The 18,889-nt window shown below is 61.2% G+C and carries 12 protein-coding genes; 8 read left to right on the top strand and 4 right to left on the bottom strand.

Going from position 1 to position 18,889, the window contains the following annotated elements; all coding sequences use genetic code 11:
* Positions 1-25: 25 nt before the first annotated feature.
* The 4 genes from pvrR to gliR form a co-directional block, all read right to left on the bottom strand.
* A complete protein-coding gene (pvrR, locus tag PSAKL28_RS20080; RefSeq protein WP_038613787.1) occupies positions 26-1,222 on the bottom strand; it encodes a response regulator cyclic di-GMP phosphodiesterase PvrR in 1,197 nt (398 codons plus the stop codon).
* On the bottom strand, positions 1,219-4,041 hold the full coding sequence (locus tag PSAKL28_RS20075) for an ATP-binding protein (protein ID WP_038613785.1): 2,823 nt from the start codon (positions 4,039-4,041) through the stop codon (positions 1,219-1,221). The genes pvrR and PSAKL28_RS20075 overlap by 4 nt, the downstream gene beginning before the upstream one ends.
* 155 nt (positions 4,042-4,196) lie before the next feature.
* Positions 4,197-5,297, bottom strand: a complete 1,101-nt coding sequence (locus PSAKL28_RS20070; RefSeq protein ID WP_038613783.1) for an acyltransferase family protein — start codon at positions 5,295-5,297, stop codon at positions 4,197-4,199.
* Positions 5,298-5,408: 111 nt separating this feature from the next.
* The gene (gliR, locus tag PSAKL28_RS20065; protein ID WP_038613781.1) at positions 5,409-6,446 is read right to left on the bottom strand and encodes an AraC family transcriptional regulator GliR; all 1,038 of its coding nucleotides are present in this window, start codon (positions 6,444-6,446) and stop codon (positions 5,409-5,411) included.
* 211 nt (positions 6,447-6,657) lie between these two features.
* Here gliR and PSAKL28_RS20060 point away from each other — a divergent pair, with 211 nt between their 5' ends.
* From PSAKL28_RS20060 to PSAKL28_RS20025, 8 genes are all read left to right on the top strand, one after another.
* Complete coding sequence (locus tag PSAKL28_RS20060; RefSeq protein WP_038613779.1) at positions 6,658-8,253, top strand: FAD-binding oxidoreductase; 1,596 nt, start codon at positions 6,658-6,660, stop codon at positions 8,251-8,253.
* Positions 8,254-8,257: 4 nt separating this feature from the next.
* On the top strand, positions 8,258-9,853 hold the full coding sequence (locus tag PSAKL28_RS20055) for a glycerol-3-phosphate dehydrogenase/oxidase (RefSeq protein ID WP_038613776.1): 1,596 nt from the start codon (positions 8,258-8,260) through the stop codon (positions 9,851-9,853).
* Between the two features lie 21 nt (positions 9,854-9,874).
* A complete protein-coding gene (locus PSAKL28_RS20050) occupies positions 9,875-11,443 on the top strand; it encodes an FGGY-family carbohydrate kinase (protein WP_038613773.1) in 1,569 nt (522 codons plus the stop codon).
* 195 nt (positions 11,444-11,638) lie between these two features.
* Positions 11,639-12,955, top strand: a complete 1,317-nt coding sequence (locus PSAKL28_RS20045) for a phospholipase C/P1 nuclease family protein (protein WP_038613770.1) — start codon at positions 11,639-11,641, stop codon at positions 12,953-12,955.
* Between the two features lie 50 nt (positions 12,956-13,005).
* Positions 13,006-14,961, top strand: a complete 1,956-nt coding sequence (locus PSAKL28_RS20040; RefSeq protein WP_038613768.1) for a DUF1302 domain-containing protein — start codon at positions 13,006-13,008, stop codon at positions 14,959-14,961.
* Between the two features lie 50 nt (positions 14,962-15,011).
* On the top strand, positions 15,012-16,385 hold the full coding sequence (locus PSAKL28_RS20035; RefSeq protein WP_038613766.1) for a DUF1329 domain-containing protein: 1,374 nt from the start codon (positions 15,012-15,014) through the stop codon (positions 16,383-16,385).
* A gap of 274 nt (positions 16,386-16,659) precedes the next feature.
* Positions 16,660-17,034: a fimbrial protein gene (locus PSAKL28_RS20030; RefSeq protein ID WP_038613763.1), complete on the top strand. Its 375-nt coding sequence runs from the start codon at positions 16,660-16,662 to the stop codon at positions 17,032-17,034.
* Between the two features lie 329 nt (positions 17,035-17,363).
* Positions 17,364-18,803 carry an alanine/glycine:cation symporter family protein gene (locus PSAKL28_RS20025; protein ID WP_051939491.1) on the top strand — a complete coding sequence of 480 codons (1,440 nt, stop codon included), beginning with the start codon at positions 17,364-17,366 and terminating at the stop codon, positions 18,801-18,803.
* Positions 18,804-18,889 lie beyond the last annotated feature (86 nt).

Genomic DNA, 18,889 nt, shown 5'->3' with positions numbered 1-18,889 from the left:
AGTGGCTGAGGGTTGGTGGGATGGATCAATAAAGGCTCGCCGCTCCATCAAGGTTCAACAGTTGCTGGAACTGATCCGACGACACCGCATGGGAAATCAGGAAGCCTTGGGCTTGATCGCAGTCGACCTTGCGCAACAGGGCAAGCTCCTGGGAGGTTTCCACGCCTTCGGCCACCACAGTCAGTCCGAGCTTGCGGCCCAGGGCGACAATACTCGTCAGGGCCGAGGTCATGTTTTCGTTTTCATGGCAGCCCTGAACCAGTGCACGGTCGATCTTCAGTTCGGTGAACGGCGCCGACACCAGGTTCATGTAAGAGCTGTAACCCTGGCCGAAATCATCCTGGGACAGGCCGAAACCCTTGATGCGTAAGCGACAGGCCCCGGCGTAGAAGTTGCTGATGTCTTCCGGCGTGGAGCTCTCCATCAGCTCGAAGCAGAGTTTGCCGGGGATGCCCTGATGATGGAGGACAAACTCCAGCAGGCGGTCTGCCAGATCGTGGCTGTTGAGCAGGTGGGTGGGCAAGTTGATCGACACCGGAATGTCATAGCCCTGTTCGCGCCAGCGGGCCTGGGCGTCCATGGCCTGTTTGAGCATTAGCCACAGCAAGCGCTCCTCCATGCCAAACGCTTTCAGCGCAGGCAGGAACGAGCCGGGCAATAACACCCCCTGTTCAGGATGCATCCAGCGCACCAAGGCTTCGGCAGCGACGATACGACCGCTGTGCAAAGATTTTTTGGGTTGGAACCAGGCCTGAAAAGCGCGGCTGTTAAGGGCCTGGAGCAGGGTCTGGCGGTCAAACTCGGCGATCGGGGCAGCAGCGGCTTGCGCAGCGACTTGATGCTTGCGCCGCAGTTGCTCGGTCACGCTACGCAGGGCGCCAGGCGACACGGGCTTGGAGATCAGTCCGATCACATCGACGCCGAGATTTTTGGCGACCAGGCTGGCCGCCATCAGCATACGCCGAGAGGCGGCGCTCATGATTGCCAGGTCAGGTTTACAACGCAGCCCGGCCAGACGCTGGATGAACTGCACACCATCCATGCCGGGCATCAAAAGGTCGGTGAGGACGAAGTCGAAGTCACGTTGCTGCAAACGTTCCAGCGCCTCGTTGCCGTCCCGTGCGCAGTCCAGATTGAATTCACCCAGTTCGCTTAACAGGTGTTGCAGGTACATACGCTGGAATGGGTGGTCTTCGACAATCAGAATGTTAAAGGGCTTCACGGGTGCTTCCTTTGATAAGGCGCCAGGCAGTTGAGCAGGGTTTGCAACGTAAAAGGTTTGACCAGGCAGCCGTTCATGCCAGCGGCCATGCACAGATCTTCTTCGCCGCGCATGGCATTGGCCGTCGCGCCAATAATTGGCACCGAGCACCCTTGCCGGCGCAGTTCTCTGGTTAGCGCATAACCATTCATGCGGGGCATGTTCACATCGCTCAGGATCATGTCGAACTGGCCAGGCTGCCAGTGCTGCAAGGCTTCATCGCCATCGCTGGCCAGCACGACGGTACAACCGAGCTCTTCAAGCTGATCCCTGAGAATCAGTTGGTTGATGATGTTGTCTTCAGCGACCAGTACGTGCAGGTTCAGCCGTCGCATCTCCTGCTGCTTTGTGTGTTCATCGCCTGTCGCAACGCTCAGTCCCTGAGCTTGGCTGACAGCCTGGTAAATGGCGTTCAGGTGATTGAGATTGACGTACCAGATACCGTCTTCATGCCGGGGGTCGCTGCAGCCATTGCTGCTGATCAGGATCCGTGGTCCTGGCCAGTCCGGCAGCAGGGGTTGCTCGACACTGCCTGGGTGCAGCTCGAGCAGTACCTGAGTACGGGGGGCGCAGGTCTCGGCAGGGCAACCGATCTGCGCTCGGGCACCCCAGCGCCGCAGCCAGCCGGCGATGGCCTCCGCCAGTTCGCGTATCGGTGAAACAACGTAGATGACGTCGGCCAGCAAGCTGTGCGGCACAGAGGGGTCACTCGTACCGCAGGCCACTTCCAGCGGCAACGTCAAGGTGAAGCTGCTGCCCAGGCCTGGTTCACTGACCATGCGCATATGACCATTCATCAATTGCGTCAGACGTTGGCAGATGGGCAGGCCCAATCCGGTCCCGGCGATGACATGGGTATTGCCTTCGGCCTGGTAGAAGGGATCGAAAATGTACGGTTGATCCTCCTCGGCAATGCCTTTGCCGGTATCCGACACTTGCCACAGCAAGCCTGAACGTTCGCCTTCGCGATGCAGCAAGCGGACTCTGAGCACCACACGCCCGCAATCGGTGAACTTCACCGCATTGCTCAGCAGGTTGTTGAGGATCTGGCGGATCCGCGAGACATCGCCGATCAGCCGTTCGGGCAGGTGTGGATCAAGGCAGGCATAGAGTTGCAGGCCTTTGCTGGTGGCTGCGGCGCTATAGTTCTGGACGACTTCGTGCACCAGCTCCAGTGGTGAGAATTCGCTCACCTCCAGCACCAACTGGCCAGCCTCGATCTTCGATACGTCCAGTACGTCGCAGATCAGTTGCAAGAGCGTTGCCGAAGAGCCTTCGATGGCATGCAGATAGTCTTTCTGCTGGGCGTCGAGGCGGGTACGTGACAGCAGCTCGAGGGTGCCCAGAACGCCATACAGAGGAGTGCGGATTTCGTGGCTCATGGTGGCCAGGAACAGGGTCTTGGCCTCGTTGGCCGCATCGGCCGATTGTCGTGCGTCTTCCAGCGCAGCTTCCACTTGCTTGCGCGCGCTGATGTCGCTGAAGGCACAGAACAATACGTCTTCGCCTTTGTAGCGGGTGGGTGCGCTGCTCAGGTACAGGTGGCGACCATCGGCCGTCTCAAAGTAATCGCTGCAATCGGCATCGGCCGAGTCGAAGGCGTTGCGGATCCAGCCGGCGCACAGCACCTCACGCTCAAGGCCTTCGCCCAGCCATTGCTGGGCCAGATGGTTTTCCAGCACCACCTTGCCATCGCTGCGACGCAGGACGCACAACGCAACCGGGGCGGTCTCGATGACGTCACGGCTGAACGCTTCGCTTTCTATCAAGGCCTCAATACGGTGGACTGCGGGGGCAATCAGGCGTTGTTCGAAACGCCGCATCAACAGCACGATCAGGGTGATGCTGAACAGGCAGAACAACAGTGAACCCAGCAGTTGTTTCCATAAACCACCCAGCACCGCCAGCAAGTCGATCGAATACACCAGTTGCCAGTCCGAAGACTTCAAGTGTTTGCGGATCACCAGGTAATCGGGTAACAGGCCGTTGCCGATAAAGCCAAAGAAGTTTTCACCCTGGGGGCTGAGCAGTGTCTGGCTCAGACTCTCCTGCGGATTGTTGCTGAACACTTGCATGCCATCGGCATTGAGCATCATGAATGCGCCAGCGCTTTGATCACTCAAGGCTCTGGAGACTTCACGGATATCCATTTCCAGGCCCAGCCAGCCCGACTCGGGAGCGCGTTCGTCCAGGCGAATGAAGATGTACAGGTGCGAGCGTTGCTCACTGTGGTCGGTCAACCACAACTCGCTCAGTGGTGCGGCTGCACGGTTCTTGAGTACGTGCAGTTGCTCAAGCATCGCAGCAGAGAGTTCGGGTACCTGTGCCGTCGCGTTGAAGAGCCGTCTGACCTGGGCCTGTGCACCGGTACCTACGTACAGCAGGCTGACCTGCTTGTCTTGCATGTAGCTGCGCATGCGCTGGGTCAGCCAGATACTCCACAGGTTGTTGGGGCTGCTACCCAGCTGCAAGTGGATTTCTTCGCTCGAAGGCAGGTAGACCAAGGGCTTGGCCTGTTGCTCTTTGCGCACGGCTGACAGGCTCAGGCTTTCCAGCAAGGCTTCCCGGTTGGTGAAGAATGCATGCGCTTCGGCAATCGCGCTGCTCATGTAGCCGCGACGCTGGGAGATGTCGTTGTTGAACGTGAACAACAGAAAGTTGTAGACGCCACTCAAGATACCGATCGATAAAACGATGGCGAACAGCCGCAGCAACCGCCGGGCTGCTTCGGGGTTGGACAGTAAGGGGTTGATGTGCAGCAGGTAACGTTTTAATCGCATTAGCCGACTCTATTGGGCGAGTCGGCAAACGGATATCAGACGATCCTTAATCGCTTGTCGAGGCGTGCTGGCAGAGTTTTCGAGCGAGCCTTTGCGCCTTGAGCCAAGTGGTGACACCCGTGGCTCAGCGCGATAGCTTGGGCAATCCGAAAGATTTACGTCCGAGTGAGCACCGCGGCGTCAGGACGTTTGAACTTGATCCGTCGGCTCCAGGCGATGGCAGGGCGCTCGAACAGCACATAGGCGATGGCTGCGAATGCGATACAGATCGCAATGATCAGAACAGTCGCCAGCAGATCTGAAGCAATCCCGCCCGGCATGAAACGCCGGAACACCCGCATGAAAGAGCCCGTCACCGGTGAATGGAACAAATACAGGCTGTAGGAAATCAAGCCAATCTTCTGCACCGGGTAGCTGGACAAAAAGCCAAGCGAGGCGGAACGATTGACCAGCAAGCAAAAGCCCAGGCCTGTCAGTCCGGCAGCAATGGTAAATGAGCTGTTGCTGGCCACGCCGATCAACAGAACCAATGCGCTGTAGCCAATGGCGATATAGCGGCTTTGCTTGGTGCCGGAAAGGGTTTGAGCACACAGCACCCCGGCCATGAAACTGAACCAGAACGCAATGAACCCACCTTGCCAGCCTATCGACTGAATCAGCCCGGTGGGCCACAGCAGCGCTAATACTGCGCTGATCCAGATTGGAATGTTGCGGGCTTTGAACGCTTCGCCGCCACTGGCGTGATCGGCTAGCCAGAGCAACACAGCGAAAGCGATATAAAACTGCACCTCGATACACAGCGTCCAGAACACCGAAATGATGTTTTCGCTGCCAAGCACACCTTGCAGAAACGCCAGGTGTCCGAGAATGTCGGTGGCACTGGGAATGTTGACCCCGCTTTGCCCAAGCATGTGTTTTGTGGCAATCACCAGCAAGCCCAGGGCAACAGCGGCATAGTAGGGTGGGGCGAGGCGCACCAGACGGCGGGCGACAAAGTTTGCGGCGTTGACGGTGTTCATCGGCACGCGAGCGGTGGTCGTCGCCATGACGATGCCGCTCAAGACGAAAAATATCGGTACGCCCAGGTGGCCGGCATCGAAGACTGCCGCTTTCACCCAGCCCGGAATGGCGGCAAGCAGGGTGGGAATGTGGTTGCCTTCGGACAAGTGAAAGAGCACCACCCAGAAGGCTGCGAAACACCGTAGTGCGTCAATCAGGGCCAGGCGATGTTTGTCGTCAGTGGTGATTCCACTCATACCCGCTTCTCCTTTCGCCCGCACTGGGTGTCGCTCTTCGGCCACTGAGCGCAAGCTTAGCAGCTGGGGCAACCTGTCAAGGGCTGACGCGGGTTTGCACCTGTTGCAGTTTCAAGCGTTCGATGGGTTCGGCGACTCCCGGTAAGTCTGGCGAAATTCGCCCGGTGGTATCCCGCGTCGGCTTTTGAAGGTGCGGTGGAATGAACGCGGTTCGGTGAAGCCCAGGTACTGAGCGATATCCTGGATCGGCAAGGTGCTGTGCAGCAGGTAGTGCTCCGCCAGTTCCTGGCGCAGGTCATCGAGGATTTGCTGGTAGGAGGTGTTGGCCTGGTGCAACTGGCGTTGCAGGGTGCGCACCGAGACGGCGAACTGTTCGGCCACCTGCTCCTTGCGCGGCAGGCCTTCCTTGAGCAGCTGGCGCAGGATGTTCTTCACCCGTTGCTCCAGCGACGCGTCTTCCAGTGTGGCCATCAAGCCCAGGGCGTGGTCTTCCAGGGTGCGCAGCAACTGCGCATCGGCCTGGCGCAAGGGCAGTTGCAGGTACGGCAGCGGAACAACGAGTGCCGAGTAAGGCTGGTCGAACAGCACCGGGCAGTCGAAGAACTGTTCATATTGCGCGCGTTCGGTGTCCGCCGGCAGGGGGTGTTCGAGCCACACGGCGGCGGGCGACAGCTGGGCGTCGGCGATCCAGCGCGCATATTGCAGCCAGGAGCCCAGGACGTTTTCCACCAGGTGGCGGCGAATGCGCGGGCGTTGGTGGCGGCAGGTCCAGATCAGGTGCACGTGCTCACCCTGCGTTTCGGCGCGGCTGACGCCCATGTCGCCCACCAGCTTCTCGAACGGCATGATGCGATTCATGGCATCGCCCAGGGTTGCGCAGTTCATGGTGATGTAGCCCAGCACGTTCCAGGAGTTGGGCAACACGAATCGCGCCGAGTTGAGGCCGAACAGCGGATCGCCGGAATGCTCGCAAAAGTAATCGAGCAAGCGTTCATGGGCTTCGCCTGGCACGCGCAGGCTGTTGTCGCTCAGCTGTTGGGCTTGCAACCCGGCTACCGCAAGCGCCGGTTCAATGGCCATGCCCAGTTGTTCGGCATGACGCACGTACTTGAGCAGCGGGGGAACCGAGCTGTAGCCGAGGGATTGCATGATCGGGTTCCTTTTGATCGAAGCAGACAGGCGCAGATGAAGACCCTGAAAGGTAATTTGAAACCACCGCTAAAGTAAATGGCGGCAGCCGCGTGCGGGTTGGCTCAATCGGCTACTCGAGCTGGCCGGATGTGACCGTGACAGGCTCGGGTGGCTGGCTACTATAGGCGCCTGAACTGTTACCTGATAAGAACCATAAAAGGACACACGCATGCGACGCTGGAACGGCTGGGGGGATGCAACCACGGTGGTCGAGCTGCCGGCCCAGGGCGCGGGGTTTCTCGCTGCCCGGGTAGGCGCTGGGGCTGCGTTGCCCGACGCCACGCTGGAGGCGGCACTGGCGCGGGTGCCGGCCTCGCGTCTGGCGGCGCATCCGCTGTACAGCCTGGAGGCCCATGATCGTCTGCTGCATGCGCGTGGCCAGAGTTTGCCGGACTGGCTGGCGTTACGTGAAGGCTCGCTGGGGACCTACCCCGATGGGGTGGCGTTCCCGCAGAGTGTCGAGCATATTCGTCAGTTGCTGGCGCTCGCCCACGATAAAGACCTGTGCCTGATTCCTTACGGTGGCGGCACCTCGGTGGCCGGACACATCAACCCGCCATCTTCCACGCGGCCGGTGCTGACCGTGTCGCTGGCGCACATGAACCGCCTGCTCGATCTCGACGAGCAGAGCCTGCTGGCCACCTTCGGCCCTGGCGCCACCGGGCCGCAAGTGGAAAGCCAGTTGCGTGCCCGCGGTTATACCCTGGGGCATTTCCCGCAGTCTTGGGAGCTGTCGACTCTGGGCGGCTGGGTTGCCAGTCGTTCCAGTGGCCAGCAGTCGCTACGCTACGGGCGCATAGAGCAGCTGTTCGCCGGCGGTACGCTGGAAACCTTCGCCGGCCCGTTGGAAATCGCAACCTTCCCGGCCTCGGCCGCAGGCCCTGATCTGCGCGAAGTGGTGCTGGGCAGCGAAGGGCGCTTCGGGATCATTTCCGAGGTCAAGGTGCGGATCACTCCGCTGCCAGCGGACGAACGTTTCTACGGGGTGTTTCTGCCCGACTGGAACCTGGCCCTGCAAGCCATCCGCCAGTTGGCCCAGGCACGTGTGCCGCTGTCGATGCTGCGCCTGTCGAATGCGCTGGAAACTGAAACTCAACTGGCCCTGGCCGGGCACCCGCAGCAGATCGCCTGGCTGGAAAAATACCTGGTCTTGCGCGGTGCGCGTGCCGGGAAATGCATGTTGACCTTCGGCGTGACCGGCAACCGGCGGCAGAACGCGTTGTCGCTGAAGCAGGCCCGGCAACACCTGAAGGCGTTTGGCGGGGTGTTCACCGGCACGCTGCTGGGCAACAAGTGGGCGCAGAACCGCTTCCGTTTTCCCTACCTGCGCGAGAATCTGTGGAACGCCGGTTACGTGGTCGACACCCTGGAAACCGCCACCGACTGGAGCAATGTCGACAACCTCCTCAATCGCATCGAAAGCAGCCTGCGCGACGGCCTGGCGGCTGAGGGCGAGCGGGTGCATGTGTTTACCCACTTGTCGCATGTCTATGGCGAAGGGTCGAGCATCTACACCACCTATGTGTTCCGCCCGGCGGCGACGTATCCGGCCACCCTGGCGCGCTGGCAGGCGCTCAAGCATGCGGCCAGCCAGACCATCGTTGACAACCACGGCACGGTCAGTCACCAGCATGGCGTCGGCAAGGATCATGCTCCCTATCTGTTGCGCGAGAAGGGCGTGCGGGCGCTGGACACCTTGCAGGCACTGAGCCGACATTTTGACCCGGCCGGGCGTCTGAACCCCGGCACCCTGTTGCAGGAGTGACGGCATGAGCCAGGACTGGAATGCTGCGTGGCGACAGCAGGTGCTGCCGACCCTGGCGGATGAAACCTGGGACCTGATCGTCATCGGTGGCGGCATTAGCGGTGCCGGGATCCTGCGCGAAGCGGCCCGCCGTGGCTGGCGCTGCCTGTTGCTGGAGCAGCGCGATTTTGCCTGGGGCACCTCCAGCCGTTCTTCGAAGATGGTCCATGGCGGCTTGCGCTACATCGCCAAGGGCCAGTGGCGCCTGACCCGCGACTCGGTGCACGAACGCCAGCGCCTGCTCGACGAAGCGCCGGGGCTGGTGGAGTCTGCAAGTTTCATGATGCCGCACTACCGTGGCGAGTTTCCCGGGCCGCGGGTGCTGGGTGGGCTGTTGACGGTGTACGACGCCCTGGCCGGGCGGCGCAGCCATCGCTTTTATGACGCGCAACAACTGCACTACCTGGCGCCGGGTTTGAAGGAAGACCAGTTGCTGGGGGGCACCTGCTTCGTCGATGCACTGACCGATGATGCACGCCTGGTGATGCGTGTGCTGGCTGAGGCGCGGGCGGACGGCGCGCTGGCGCTCAATGGTGTGCGAGTCCGGCAATTGCTGCGTGAAAACGACCGGGTCTGCGGCGTGCAGGTTGAGAACACTGAAGATGGCGAGCTGTTGCAGCTGCGTTGCCGGGCGCTGGCGGTGGCGACCGGCGCCTGGGCCGAACGCCTGCGTCCGAGCGACGCGCCCCGGCAATTACGGCCGTTGCGCGGCAGTCATCTGGTACTGCCCGGCTGGCGTTTACCCGTTGCTCAAGCGATCACTTTTTTGCACGCCCGCGATCGCCGGCCGGTGTTTGTCTTCCCTTGGGAAGGCACCACGGTGGTGGGCACCACGGACCTTGACCATCAGGAAGATCTGGACCAGAGCGCGAGCATCAGCAGCGAGGAACTCGACTACCTGCTGGCTGCCTGTGCCCAGCAGTTTCCTCAGGCTAACGTGGTTGCTGGCGATGTATTGTCGACCTGGTCGGGGGTGCGCCCGGTGGTGGGCAGTGCAAGCGCAGGGCAACAAGGCAAGCCGTCCAATGAAACCCGTGAGCATGTGCTGTGGCTCGAGCCCGGCTGCGTGACCCTGGCCGGCGGCAAGCTGACCACGTTCCGGCCTCAGGCGCTCGAAGTGCTCAAGGCCTGTGCGCCAATGCTCGGGCGCGAAGTCAGCGATGACGGCGCCCCGGTGTTTGCGGCGGTACCGGCGTTGCCGATTTCGGGGCTCAACAGCAGCCAGTGGCGTCGCCTGGCCGGGCGTCACGGTCGCGACCTGCCACGCCTGGCGCTATTGCTGGAACAGTTGGGCTGCGCCAGCGTCGGTGCCAGCGACACCTTGTGGGCGGAGCTGGCGTTTGCCTGCGAAGCGGAACTGGTCCTGCACCTCGACGACCTGCTGTTGCGCCGCACCCGTATCGGCCTGTTGCTGGAGCGCGGAGCGGAGGAACATCTACCGGGCATCCGCCAGTTGTGCCAGCCACGGCTGGGCTGGGACGATCTGCGCTGGCAGACGGAAGAACAGCGTTACCGGGCGTTGTGGCAACGCCACCATGGTTTGCCGGACGCCACGCATTGAATGCCCATTGAAGAGAGCTCCATGGATAACAACAAGAACAAGCGCTACCTGCTGGCAATCGACAATGGCACCCAGAGCGTGCGTGCGTTGCTGTTCGACCTGCAGGGTAATCTGCTGGGCAAGGGCAAGATCGAGCTGCAGGCCTACACCTCGGCCCAACCGGGCTGGGCCGAGCAGGAGCCGGATTATTACTGGGCCAAGCTGGGCGAAGCCTGCCAGCAGTTGTGGCAGCAGACCGGCATTGATCGTACGCAAATCGCCGGTGTGTCGCTGACCACCCAGCGCGGCACCGTGATCAACGTCGATGCCCAGGGCAAGGCCCTGCGTCCGGCAATCCTGTGGCTCGATCAACGCCAGGCCGAGGTCGAGGGCGGGATCAAGGGGCCGTGGGGCTGGTTGTTCAAACTGGTCGGTGCGCAGGCCACCGTGGATTATTTCCGTGCCCAGGCCGAAGCCAACTGGATTGCCCACCAGCAGCCCGAGGTGTGGGCGGCGACCGACAAGTTCCTGCTGCTTTCGGGTTTTCTCACCCATCGCCTGTGCGGGCGATTCGTCGACTCGGTGGGTTGCTGCGTGGGCTATCTGCCGTTCGACTTCAAACGCCTGCGCTGGGCTGCACCTGCCGACTGGAAATGGCAGGCGCTGGCGGTGCGCGCGGAACAATTGCCGACACTGCTCAAACCCGGCGAAACCCTGGGCCAGATCAGCGCCGAGGCAAGCCGGCATACCGGCATTCCCGAAGGCGTGCCGCTGATCGCTGCGGGTGCCGATAAGGCCTGTGAAGTACTCGGCGCCGGCGTGGTCGATGCGTCCACGGTGTGCCTGTCCTATGGCACCACCGCGACCATCACCATGACGCGTTCGCGCTATCTCGAAGTTGTCCCGTTGATTCCGCCTTATCCGGCGGCGGTGCCGGATCAGTACAACTGCGAAGTGATGATCTACCGTGGCTACTGGATGGTCAGCTGGTTCAAGAACGAGTTCGGCCTGCGCGAAATGCAGCAGGCCAAGGAGCAGGGGCTGGAGCCAGAGCAACTGTTCGACGCCCTGGTCAATGCGGTGCCGCCCGGCTCCATGGGCCTGATGCTGCAACCTTACTGGTCGCCGGGGATTCGTGAGCCGGGCATGGAAGCCAAAGGCGCGATGATCGGCTTTGGTGACGTGCATACCCGCGCACATATCTATCGGGCGATCCTTGAAGGGCTGGCCTACGCCTTGCGCCAGGGTAAAGAGAAGCTCGAAAAGCGCTCGAAACAGTCGATTGAACGTCTGCGTGTTGCCGGTGGCGGGTCGCAGAGTGATGCCGCGATGCAGCTCACGGCGGATATTTTCGGACTGCCGGCCGAGCGTCCGCATGTCTATGAAGCGTCGGGCCTGGGGGCGGCGATTTGCTGTGCGGTGGGCCTTGGCCTGCATGCCGACTTTCCCTCGGCGATTGCAGCGATGACCCGGGTGGGTGCGGTGTTCACGCCGCAGCCGGAGGCGCAGCAGGTTTATGAGCGGTTGTACAAGGAGGTCTACCTGCGCATGTACCGCCAGCTCAAACCGCTGTACCAGAGTATTCGGCAGATCACAGGATACCCAGCCTAGCAGTCCCTCTACCGGTGGGAGCGGGCTTGCCCCGCGATTGCGATTTGCCAGTCACACCGCATCGCGGGGCAAGCCCGCTCCCACTGAGAGTTCGTGGCGCAATTGGAGAATGTATTTGGCGACATCGGACAGTGTCAGGGGCAGGGCCGGTTGTTAGGCTCAGCCCTCAAGCACATCCAATAAGAACTAATAACAATGAAGCTGAAACTTCTGCTGATGCTGCTCTGTGGCATCGCTCCAGCGGCATGGGGCTGGTCCAACCATACGGTCGGCAGCTACCTGGCGTTGCAGGATCTGCCAGCGCTGCGCGAAGCACCTCTGGTTGAGGTCGAGCCGCTGGAACAGTTTCTCGCTCAGCAATATGGCGCCATCGCCGCGCTGCTCGACGAGCAGGAGCGCTTCGCCCGTCAGCACTTTGCCCAGTATCCGTCGCGTCCCGACAACCTGAAGCTGCCCGCGGTGCCAGGGGACAATTTACGCCACACCTTTCTCACTGCTCTGCGGATCAATCCGCAGATCCACCTGGCCATGGTCATCCAGCCGTTACCGGGGCAAGACCAGCCGCAGCGTGAACACCTCAAGGCCGAGCAGGTGATGGTCGAACAGACCCTTTCGCCCTGGAACCGCCAGCGTTTCATCCGCCTGGCCGAAGGCGAAAAAACCACGCCATTGGCGGTGTTGGCCAGCGCCGCCGACGAGCCGGATTACGGTCACGACATCAACCTGTTCAGCGACAATGCCGGTGAAGTGGCGGCGCTCTACGGCTTTGGTCCGCAGCCGTTTGGCGATGAGCGTTTCCAGTACAGCTCGCAGGCACCCTTCCATATGGGCTTCTTCCATGAGAACCCGGTGGTGTATGCCACAGCCGGGTTTCTTGAACGCAGTTGGCCGCACTGGCGGGCTTATCAGTACCTGGGGCTGGCGCGGCTGGCCTTCGCCACCGGCCATCCCTACTGGGGCTACCGCTTTCTCGGCTGGGGCATGCACCACGTTCAAGACCTGACCCAGCCGTATCACGCCAAACCGCTGCCCGGTGTCGGTCTGCTCAGCATGTTGCTGATGGAAGGCAAGGCCTTGGCCGGGCATGACGGCGACAAGCATGCCGCCATCGAGCGGGTCGCCACCCGGCACATGGAAGTGGAGAAATATCAGGCCGCCTGGCTCTCTCGCCTGCTGCGCAACGGGCAGCGGGTGCATCCGATGCTCCAGGCCTACGCCGACACCGCGCAAGACGCCAGCTATCCGCCGTATTCGGTGGACTACCTGCGCGACGTGGTCAGCGCCCAGTCCGCCGCCGCAGGTGTTGCGTTTGATGAGGCCATCGGCCAGTGGCTGGCGACGGCACCGGCCACCAGCAGTTTCAGTGCCGGTAACCAGGTGCAGCGTGAACGTTACGACCATCCGTTGCTCAACCAGCAGTTGTTCCAGCAGCTGGGCAACTTTGGCGCGCACAGCCGCAGCTATGCCCGTGCGGGCCTGGCGCCATCAGTGGGCGTCAGCCTCGCGCGGTAACCGCTGTCAGGGCACAAAAACAACAAGATCAGCAAAGGGAGAAACGCACCATGGGGAATCGATTACGCCAGTCTGGCGCAGTGATGTCCGGGGTAGGGTTGGCGGGGCTGTTGCAATTGTGCGCACTCGAGGGCGCGCAGGCCGTTGAGTTCAAGGTATTGGACAATCAGGTCACCGGCTCGCTCGACACCACCTTGTCCTACGGTCGCTTGTGGCGGGTCCAGGGGCGGGACAAGAGCAACGATGATATCAACACCAACGACGGTAATCGCAACTTCGATACCGGCCTGGCGTCCGAGGTCTACAAGATCACTTCGGAACTGGAGGCCAACTACCAGAACTACGGGGTGTTCATGCGCGGTAACGCGTTCTACGACACCCAGTTGATGGACAAGCGCAACGATTACTACGACAACAACAACCCGTCGCAACCGAGCCAGAACCTCCCCAACGACGACCGTTTCACCGATCAGACCCGCGACATCGCCGGCCACCACATCGAGATGCTCGACGCCTATGTCTATGGCAGCTGGGACGTGGCGCAGATGCCGCTGACTGCGCGCCTGGGGCGCCAGGTGTTCAACTGGGGCGAGGGTATGTTCTATCGCGGCGGGATCAACACTACCAACCCGGTGGATGCGGCCAGGTTTCGCTTGCCGGGCGCTGAGGTGAAGGAAGTGCTGATGCCGGTGGAGGCTGTCAGCTTCAACATCGGCCTGACCGACAGCCTGACACTGGAGAGTTTCTACCAGACCAACTGGAAGGAAACCCGCATCGACCCGGTCGGCACCTTCTACTCCCAGACCGACCTGTTCGCCGATGGCGGCAACACCGCCTACAACAATTTCAGCGGCACCGCCCTGGACAGCCCGGTACCCGGTTTTGGCAATGTCATCGGTCTGTACGAAGGGCTGGGCAACGACCCGCTGTTCAGACAGGTCCTGGGCAGCACCGGCCTGTACGCCAACGGCGTGACCCCGGCGTTCGGCAATACGCTGAAAGTGGCGACCATCGGCAAGGACTTCAACGCCCGTAACGACGGGCAGTTCGGCTTCGCTTTCCGTTACATCGCAGAAGAGCTCAACAGCACCGAGTTCGGCCTGTACATGGTCAATTATCACGCCAAGGAGCCGACCATCTCCGCCGATCTGGGTGGCTACCAAGGCATCGACATGAACGCCCTGACCAACCTGCTATCGGGTCTTGCCGGCAGTCAGGCCGCGGCGCTGGCCGGTGGTCTGGCTACCGCCGACGTGATGGGCAATATCCAGGCGCATCGGCGTTACGCCGAAGACATCCGCATGTACGGCTTCAGCTTCAACACCACCCTGGGACAGGCGTCGGTGTTTGGTGAAGTGGCTTACAGGCCCAACTTGCCCATCGGCATCGCCGCCACCAACGACCTGATCGGCGACCTGGCCAATGGTGCTGCGGCCGCCGCTGCCGGCCAGACTGTCAACATCGGCGGGCAAATGGTCCAGCTCGACAGCCAGATCAACAACGCTGAACGGGTGGAGTCCTTCAATACCTCACTGGGCACCATCTACAACTTCGGCCCGGGGCTGTCGTTCGACTCGATGTTCGGGGTGTTCGAGCTGGCTTCCGAGCATCTGCGCGGCAGCAGCCTGCACTACACCGCTTTTGACGGCAGCACTCGCTACTACGCCGGTAGCGGCAACACCTCCTATGTATCCGGCGGTGATCGTGACGACCAGGTCAACCGCAACTCCTACAGCTACACGGCGATGCTCAACGCGACCTGGAACGATGTCTACGCCGGGGTCAACCTCTCGCCCTATGTCGTCTACAAGGACGACTTCGAGGGCAACAGCTACCAGGCAGGCAACACCATCGAGGGCCGTAAGGCCTACACCCTGGGGATCAAAGCCAACTACCAGAACAAGCTCGAAGCCGAGTTGCAGTACACCGAGTTCTACGGTGGTGGCCAGAACAACAGCATTCGCGACCGTGACAACGTCGGCTTCAACCTCAAGTACTTCCTGTGAGTGCTCAGACCCCAAGGCCTACGGCCCGGTTTTTAATTCGGAGAACGTCCATGCTTCACACACCACGACTGCTCAAGACCACCCTGGCGCTGGTCCTGAGCCTGGCGGCCGGCGGGACGCTGGCCGCCATTTCGCCTCAGCAGGCCGAGCAACTGAAAGCCACCCTGACGCCCATGGGCGCCGAGCGCACGGGCAACGCTGCCGGGACCATCCCGGCCTGGGACGGCGGCATCACCCAGGCGCCGCAGGGCTACAAGCCTGGCCAGCATCACCTGGACCCGTACGCGGCAGACAAGCCGTTGTTCACCATTACCAAGGCCAATCTGGAGCAATACAAGGACCAGTTGAGTGCGGGCCAGATCGCGCTGTTCAACAGCTACCCCGATACCTTCCAGATGCCCGTGTACCCCAGCCGCCGTTCCGGCTCGGCACCGCAGTGGCTGTACGACAACACCTTCAAGAACGCCACCTCGGCCAAGTTGCTTGAAGGCGGCAACGGTTTCAGCGACGCCTATGGCGGCGTGCCGTTTCCCGTTCCCAAGGATGGCGTCGAGGCAGTGTGGAACCACATCACCCGTTATCGTGGCATCTATGTGGTGCGGCGTGCTTCCGAAGCGCCGGTGCAACGCAACGGCAGCTACGCGCTGGTGACTGCGCAACAGGAAGGGATGTTCAACTACTACCGCCCCGGTGGGCAGTATGCCGATCTGAAAAACATCCTGTTCTACTACCTGGCCTTCGTGAAGAGCCCGGCTCGCCTGGCCGGTGGTGCGACACTGGTTCACGAAACCCTCGACCAGATCAAGGACCCGCGTCAGGCCTGGATCTACGACGCCGGCCAACGCCGTGTGCGACGCGCGCCGAGCCTGGCGTACGACACGCCAATCGCCTCGTCCGATGGTTTGCGCACGGCCGACGACACCGACCTGTTCAACGGCTCGCCGGACCGCTATGACTGGAAGCTGGTGGGCAAGAAAGAGGTCTACATTCCTTACAACAACTACAAGGTCTCAAGCCCCGAGGTGAAGTACGCCGACTTGCTCAAGCCCGGGCACCTCAACCCGCAGTACACCCGTTATGAGCTGCACCGGGTGTGGGTGGTGGAAGGCACGCTCAAGACAGGCGCGCGGCATATCTATTCCAAGCGCGTGCTGTTTCTCGACGAAGACAGTTGGGGTGCGGCGCTGGTCGATCAGTACGACGGGCGCGGGCAGTTGTGGCGGGTGTCGATGGGCTACCTGAAGAACTTCTACGACCTGCCAACCACCTGGAGTTCGCTGGACGTGTTCCACGATTTGCAGGCGCGTCGTTACTACGTGCAGAACCTGGATAACGAAGAAGCGCAGACCGTGGACTTTGCCCAGCCAGTGCCCGAGGACGCCTACTTCATGCCGTCGGCATTGCGCCAGCGCGGTACGCGCTAAGCGTCCTTGTAGGAGCGGATTTATCCGCGATGGACTGCGCAGCAGTCCCATCTTTTGGGGCCGCGTTGCGACCCATCGCGGATAAATCCGCTCCTACAAGACAGTTGCTCCTACAGGAAGGGAACGGGCAGTAGCAGGTTTACACGACCTTGCTGGATAAACCTGTAATCTGTGACGCGCTTGGCAGTGCGCAAAAATTGCCATCAGACAGGTCTGAACATTCTGCTGAACATGCCGACACTCAAGGTAATGACTTTTCCTGAGGAGTGTCTGCATGAATGGCAAGCTGAAGGTAGCCAGTGTGGCCGTGTTGTTCAGCCTTGGTGCCGTGTGCCAGGCTGCAACCCCGATAGCTCAAGGAACGATCAGATTTACCGGCAGCATCGTTGAGTCACCCTGCCAGACATCCTCCCAGCCAGGCGGTTGGCGAATGGATGGCTGCCCCACACAGGTTCGGGAACCTGCCATCAACGTGCGTCGGATAGATCCACAGGCTTCAGTCAGTGCCCCGGACAGCACTTCAGTACAGGTCAAGCTGGTGGCCGAGAAGCGCCACGGTCGTTATTACGATCAACACTATGCGCTGGTCGATCATGCAGGCAATCCGGTTACCAGCGGGAACTACCTGATTACGCTTACCTCGCCGTAACCTATCCAAAGCTCGATGTTGCCACCCGTACCTGGGCGTAAAGTCCGGGTAGCGGGCCCTTGGGGAAGGTAACAACAAGATCTGTTAATATGCCCGGCTTCAACATCAGATCAGCGCATTTGCTCCTGCATGCTGGTCAAGCCGGGCCCTCGCGCTCGACATCCTCCATCACCCAAGCGGTGGTGCCGAAGTGATTACTGAAGCAGTGGGCATTTCCCATTGCTCCAGGCCATTCATATTGAAAAGGCACGGGTCGTCCTCTGGCACCGGTTGCTTTACAGACTGAGCAGGGCGCTTTACCGGCCCTGCGCTTTATTTGGGAACAGACAATGACAGCCGTGATCAACGCACTGAATACCTTTTTCTATGGGTATGTCCTGATCTATGGCCTGCTGGCTGCAGGTATCTACTTCACTGTCCGCCTGGGCTTTATCCAGTTTCGCCATTTGCCCGAGTTCTTCCGCTCGGTGTTGCGCGCCCCGGCGAACGACCCAGGTGGCATCACGCCGTTTCAGGCCTTGTGCACCAGCCTGGCCTCGCGGGTCGGTACCGGTAATCTTGCCGGTGTGGCGGTGGCCATTACCCTCGGCGGGCCGGGTGCGGTGTTCTGGATGTGGGTGGTGGCCTCGCTGGGCATGGCCACGGCCTACGCGGAAAGCACCCTGGCACAGCTGTACAAAGTGCGTAACAGCAACGGTGAGTATCGCGGTGGGCCTGCGTTCTATATCGCCAGGGGTTTGAATGCGCCTTGGGCGGCAGCGATTTTTTCGGTCTGCCTGATTATCGCTTTCGGCCTGGTGTTCGGCGCAGTGCAGGCCAACTCCATTGCCGATGCAACCCTGGGCGCCTTTGGTGTGCCCAAGCTGACCACCGGTGTGGCGCTGGCCGTGCTGGCCGGATTGGTGATTTTCGGCGGTATCAAGAAAATCGCGCGCATTGCCGAATGGGTCGTGCCGTTCATGGCCGGTGCCTACCTGCTGGTGGCGATCTATGTGATCGTGGTCAATCTGGATGAAGTACCGGGCGTGCTGATGCTGATCGTCAAGAGTGCCTTCGGCATCGAGTCGGCGGTTGGCGGCGTGGCCGGGGCCTTGCTCAATGGCGTCAAACGCGGCCTGTTCTCCAACGAAGCGGGCATGGGTTCGGCGCCGAACATTGCCGCGGTGGCGACCCCCAATCCTCACCATCCCTCTTCGCAAGGCTTTGTCCAGGCCCTGGGCGTGTTCATCGATACATTGCTGATCTGTACCGCCACCGCCATCATGATCCTGCTGTCTGGCGTGGTGCCTGGCCCTGACATGACCGGCACACCGCTGACCCAGGCGGCGATGAACGAACACATCGGCTGGGCCGGGCAGTACTTCATTGCCATTGCGATCTTCTTCTTCGCCTTCACTTCGATCATCGGCAACTACACCTATGCCGAGAACGCCATGGTGTACCTGAAGCTGAACACCCGTCTGGGCCTGACCGTGCTGCGCACAGCGGCGTTGTTGATGGTGGTCTGGGGCGCCTATGAAAGCGTTACCACGGTGTTCGATGCCGCCGATGCGGCGATGGGCCTGATGGCGACCATCAACCTGATCGCGATCTGCTTGCTGTCCGGTGTGGTGGTCAAGCTGACCCGTGACTACTTCGCGCAGAAGGCGGTGGGCACGCCGGAGTTCAACGCCAAGGATTATCCGGAGCTGGCGGGTAAGATCGATGCAGAGATCTGGGGGGCGGCCAATGGTAGCGAGCAACCCCTTGATGCGTTGAAGGAACGGTAATAGATCGCGGGGCAAGCCCGCTCCCACCGGGTTGTTTGGTCTTCCGGTGGGAGCGGGCTTGCCCCGCGATGCATTCGCTGTTTCCC

The sequence above is a fragment of the Pseudomonas alkylphenolica genome (assembly GCF_000746525.1).
GTDB classification, from domain to species: Bacteria; Pseudomonadota; Gammaproteobacteria; order Pseudomonadales; family Pseudomonadaceae; genus Aquipseudomonas; species Aquipseudomonas alkylphenolica.
Note: the sequence above shows the minus strand (reverse complement) of the source record. Positions and strands in the feature narration are given on the sequence as shown.

Bases quoted from the DNA above. Each gene is read 5' to 3' on its own strand.
- PSAKL28_RS20075 (WP_038613785.1), bottom strand. From the start codon at position 4,041: ATGCGATTAAAACGTTACCTGCTGCACATCAACCCCTTACTGTCCAAC.
- gliR (WP_038613781.1), bottom strand. From the start codon at position 6,446: ATGCAATCCCTCGGCTACAGCTCGGTTCCCCCGCTGCTCAAGTACGTG.
- PSAKL28_RS20045 (WP_038613770.1), top strand. From the start codon at position 11,639: ATGAAGCTGAAACTTCTGCTGATGCTGCTCTGTGGCATCGCTCCAGCG.
- PSAKL28_RS20060 (WP_038613779.1), top strand. From the start codon at position 6,658: ATGCGACGCTGGAACGGCTGGGGGGATGCAACCACGGTGGTCGAGCTG.
- PSAKL28_RS20025 (WP_051939491.1), top strand. From the start codon at position 17,364: ATGACAGCCGTGATCAACGCACTGAATACCTTTTTCTATGGGTATGTC.
- PSAKL28_RS20055 (WP_038613776.1), top strand. From the start codon at position 8,258: ATGAGCCAGGACTGGAATGCTGCGTGGCGACAGCAGGTGCTGCCGACC.
- PSAKL28_RS20040 (WP_038613768.1), top strand. From the start codon at position 13,006: ATGGGGAATCGATTACGCCAGTCTGGCGCAGTGATGTCCGGGGTAGGG.
- PSAKL28_RS20030 (WP_038613763.1), top strand. From the start codon at position 16,660: ATGAATGGCAAGCTGAAGGTAGCCAGTGTGGCCGTGTTGTTCAGCCTT.
- PSAKL28_RS20050 (WP_038613773.1), top strand. From the start codon at position 9,875: ATGGATAACAACAAGAACAAGCGCTACCTGCTGGCAATCGACAATGGC.
- PSAKL28_RS20070 (WP_038613783.1), bottom strand. From the start codon at position 5,297: ATGAGTGGAATCACCACTGACGACAAACATCGCCTGGCCCTGATTGAC.
- PSAKL28_RS20035 (WP_038613766.1), top strand. From the start codon at position 15,012: ATGCTTCACACACCACGACTGCTCAAGACCACCCTGGCGCTGGTCCTG.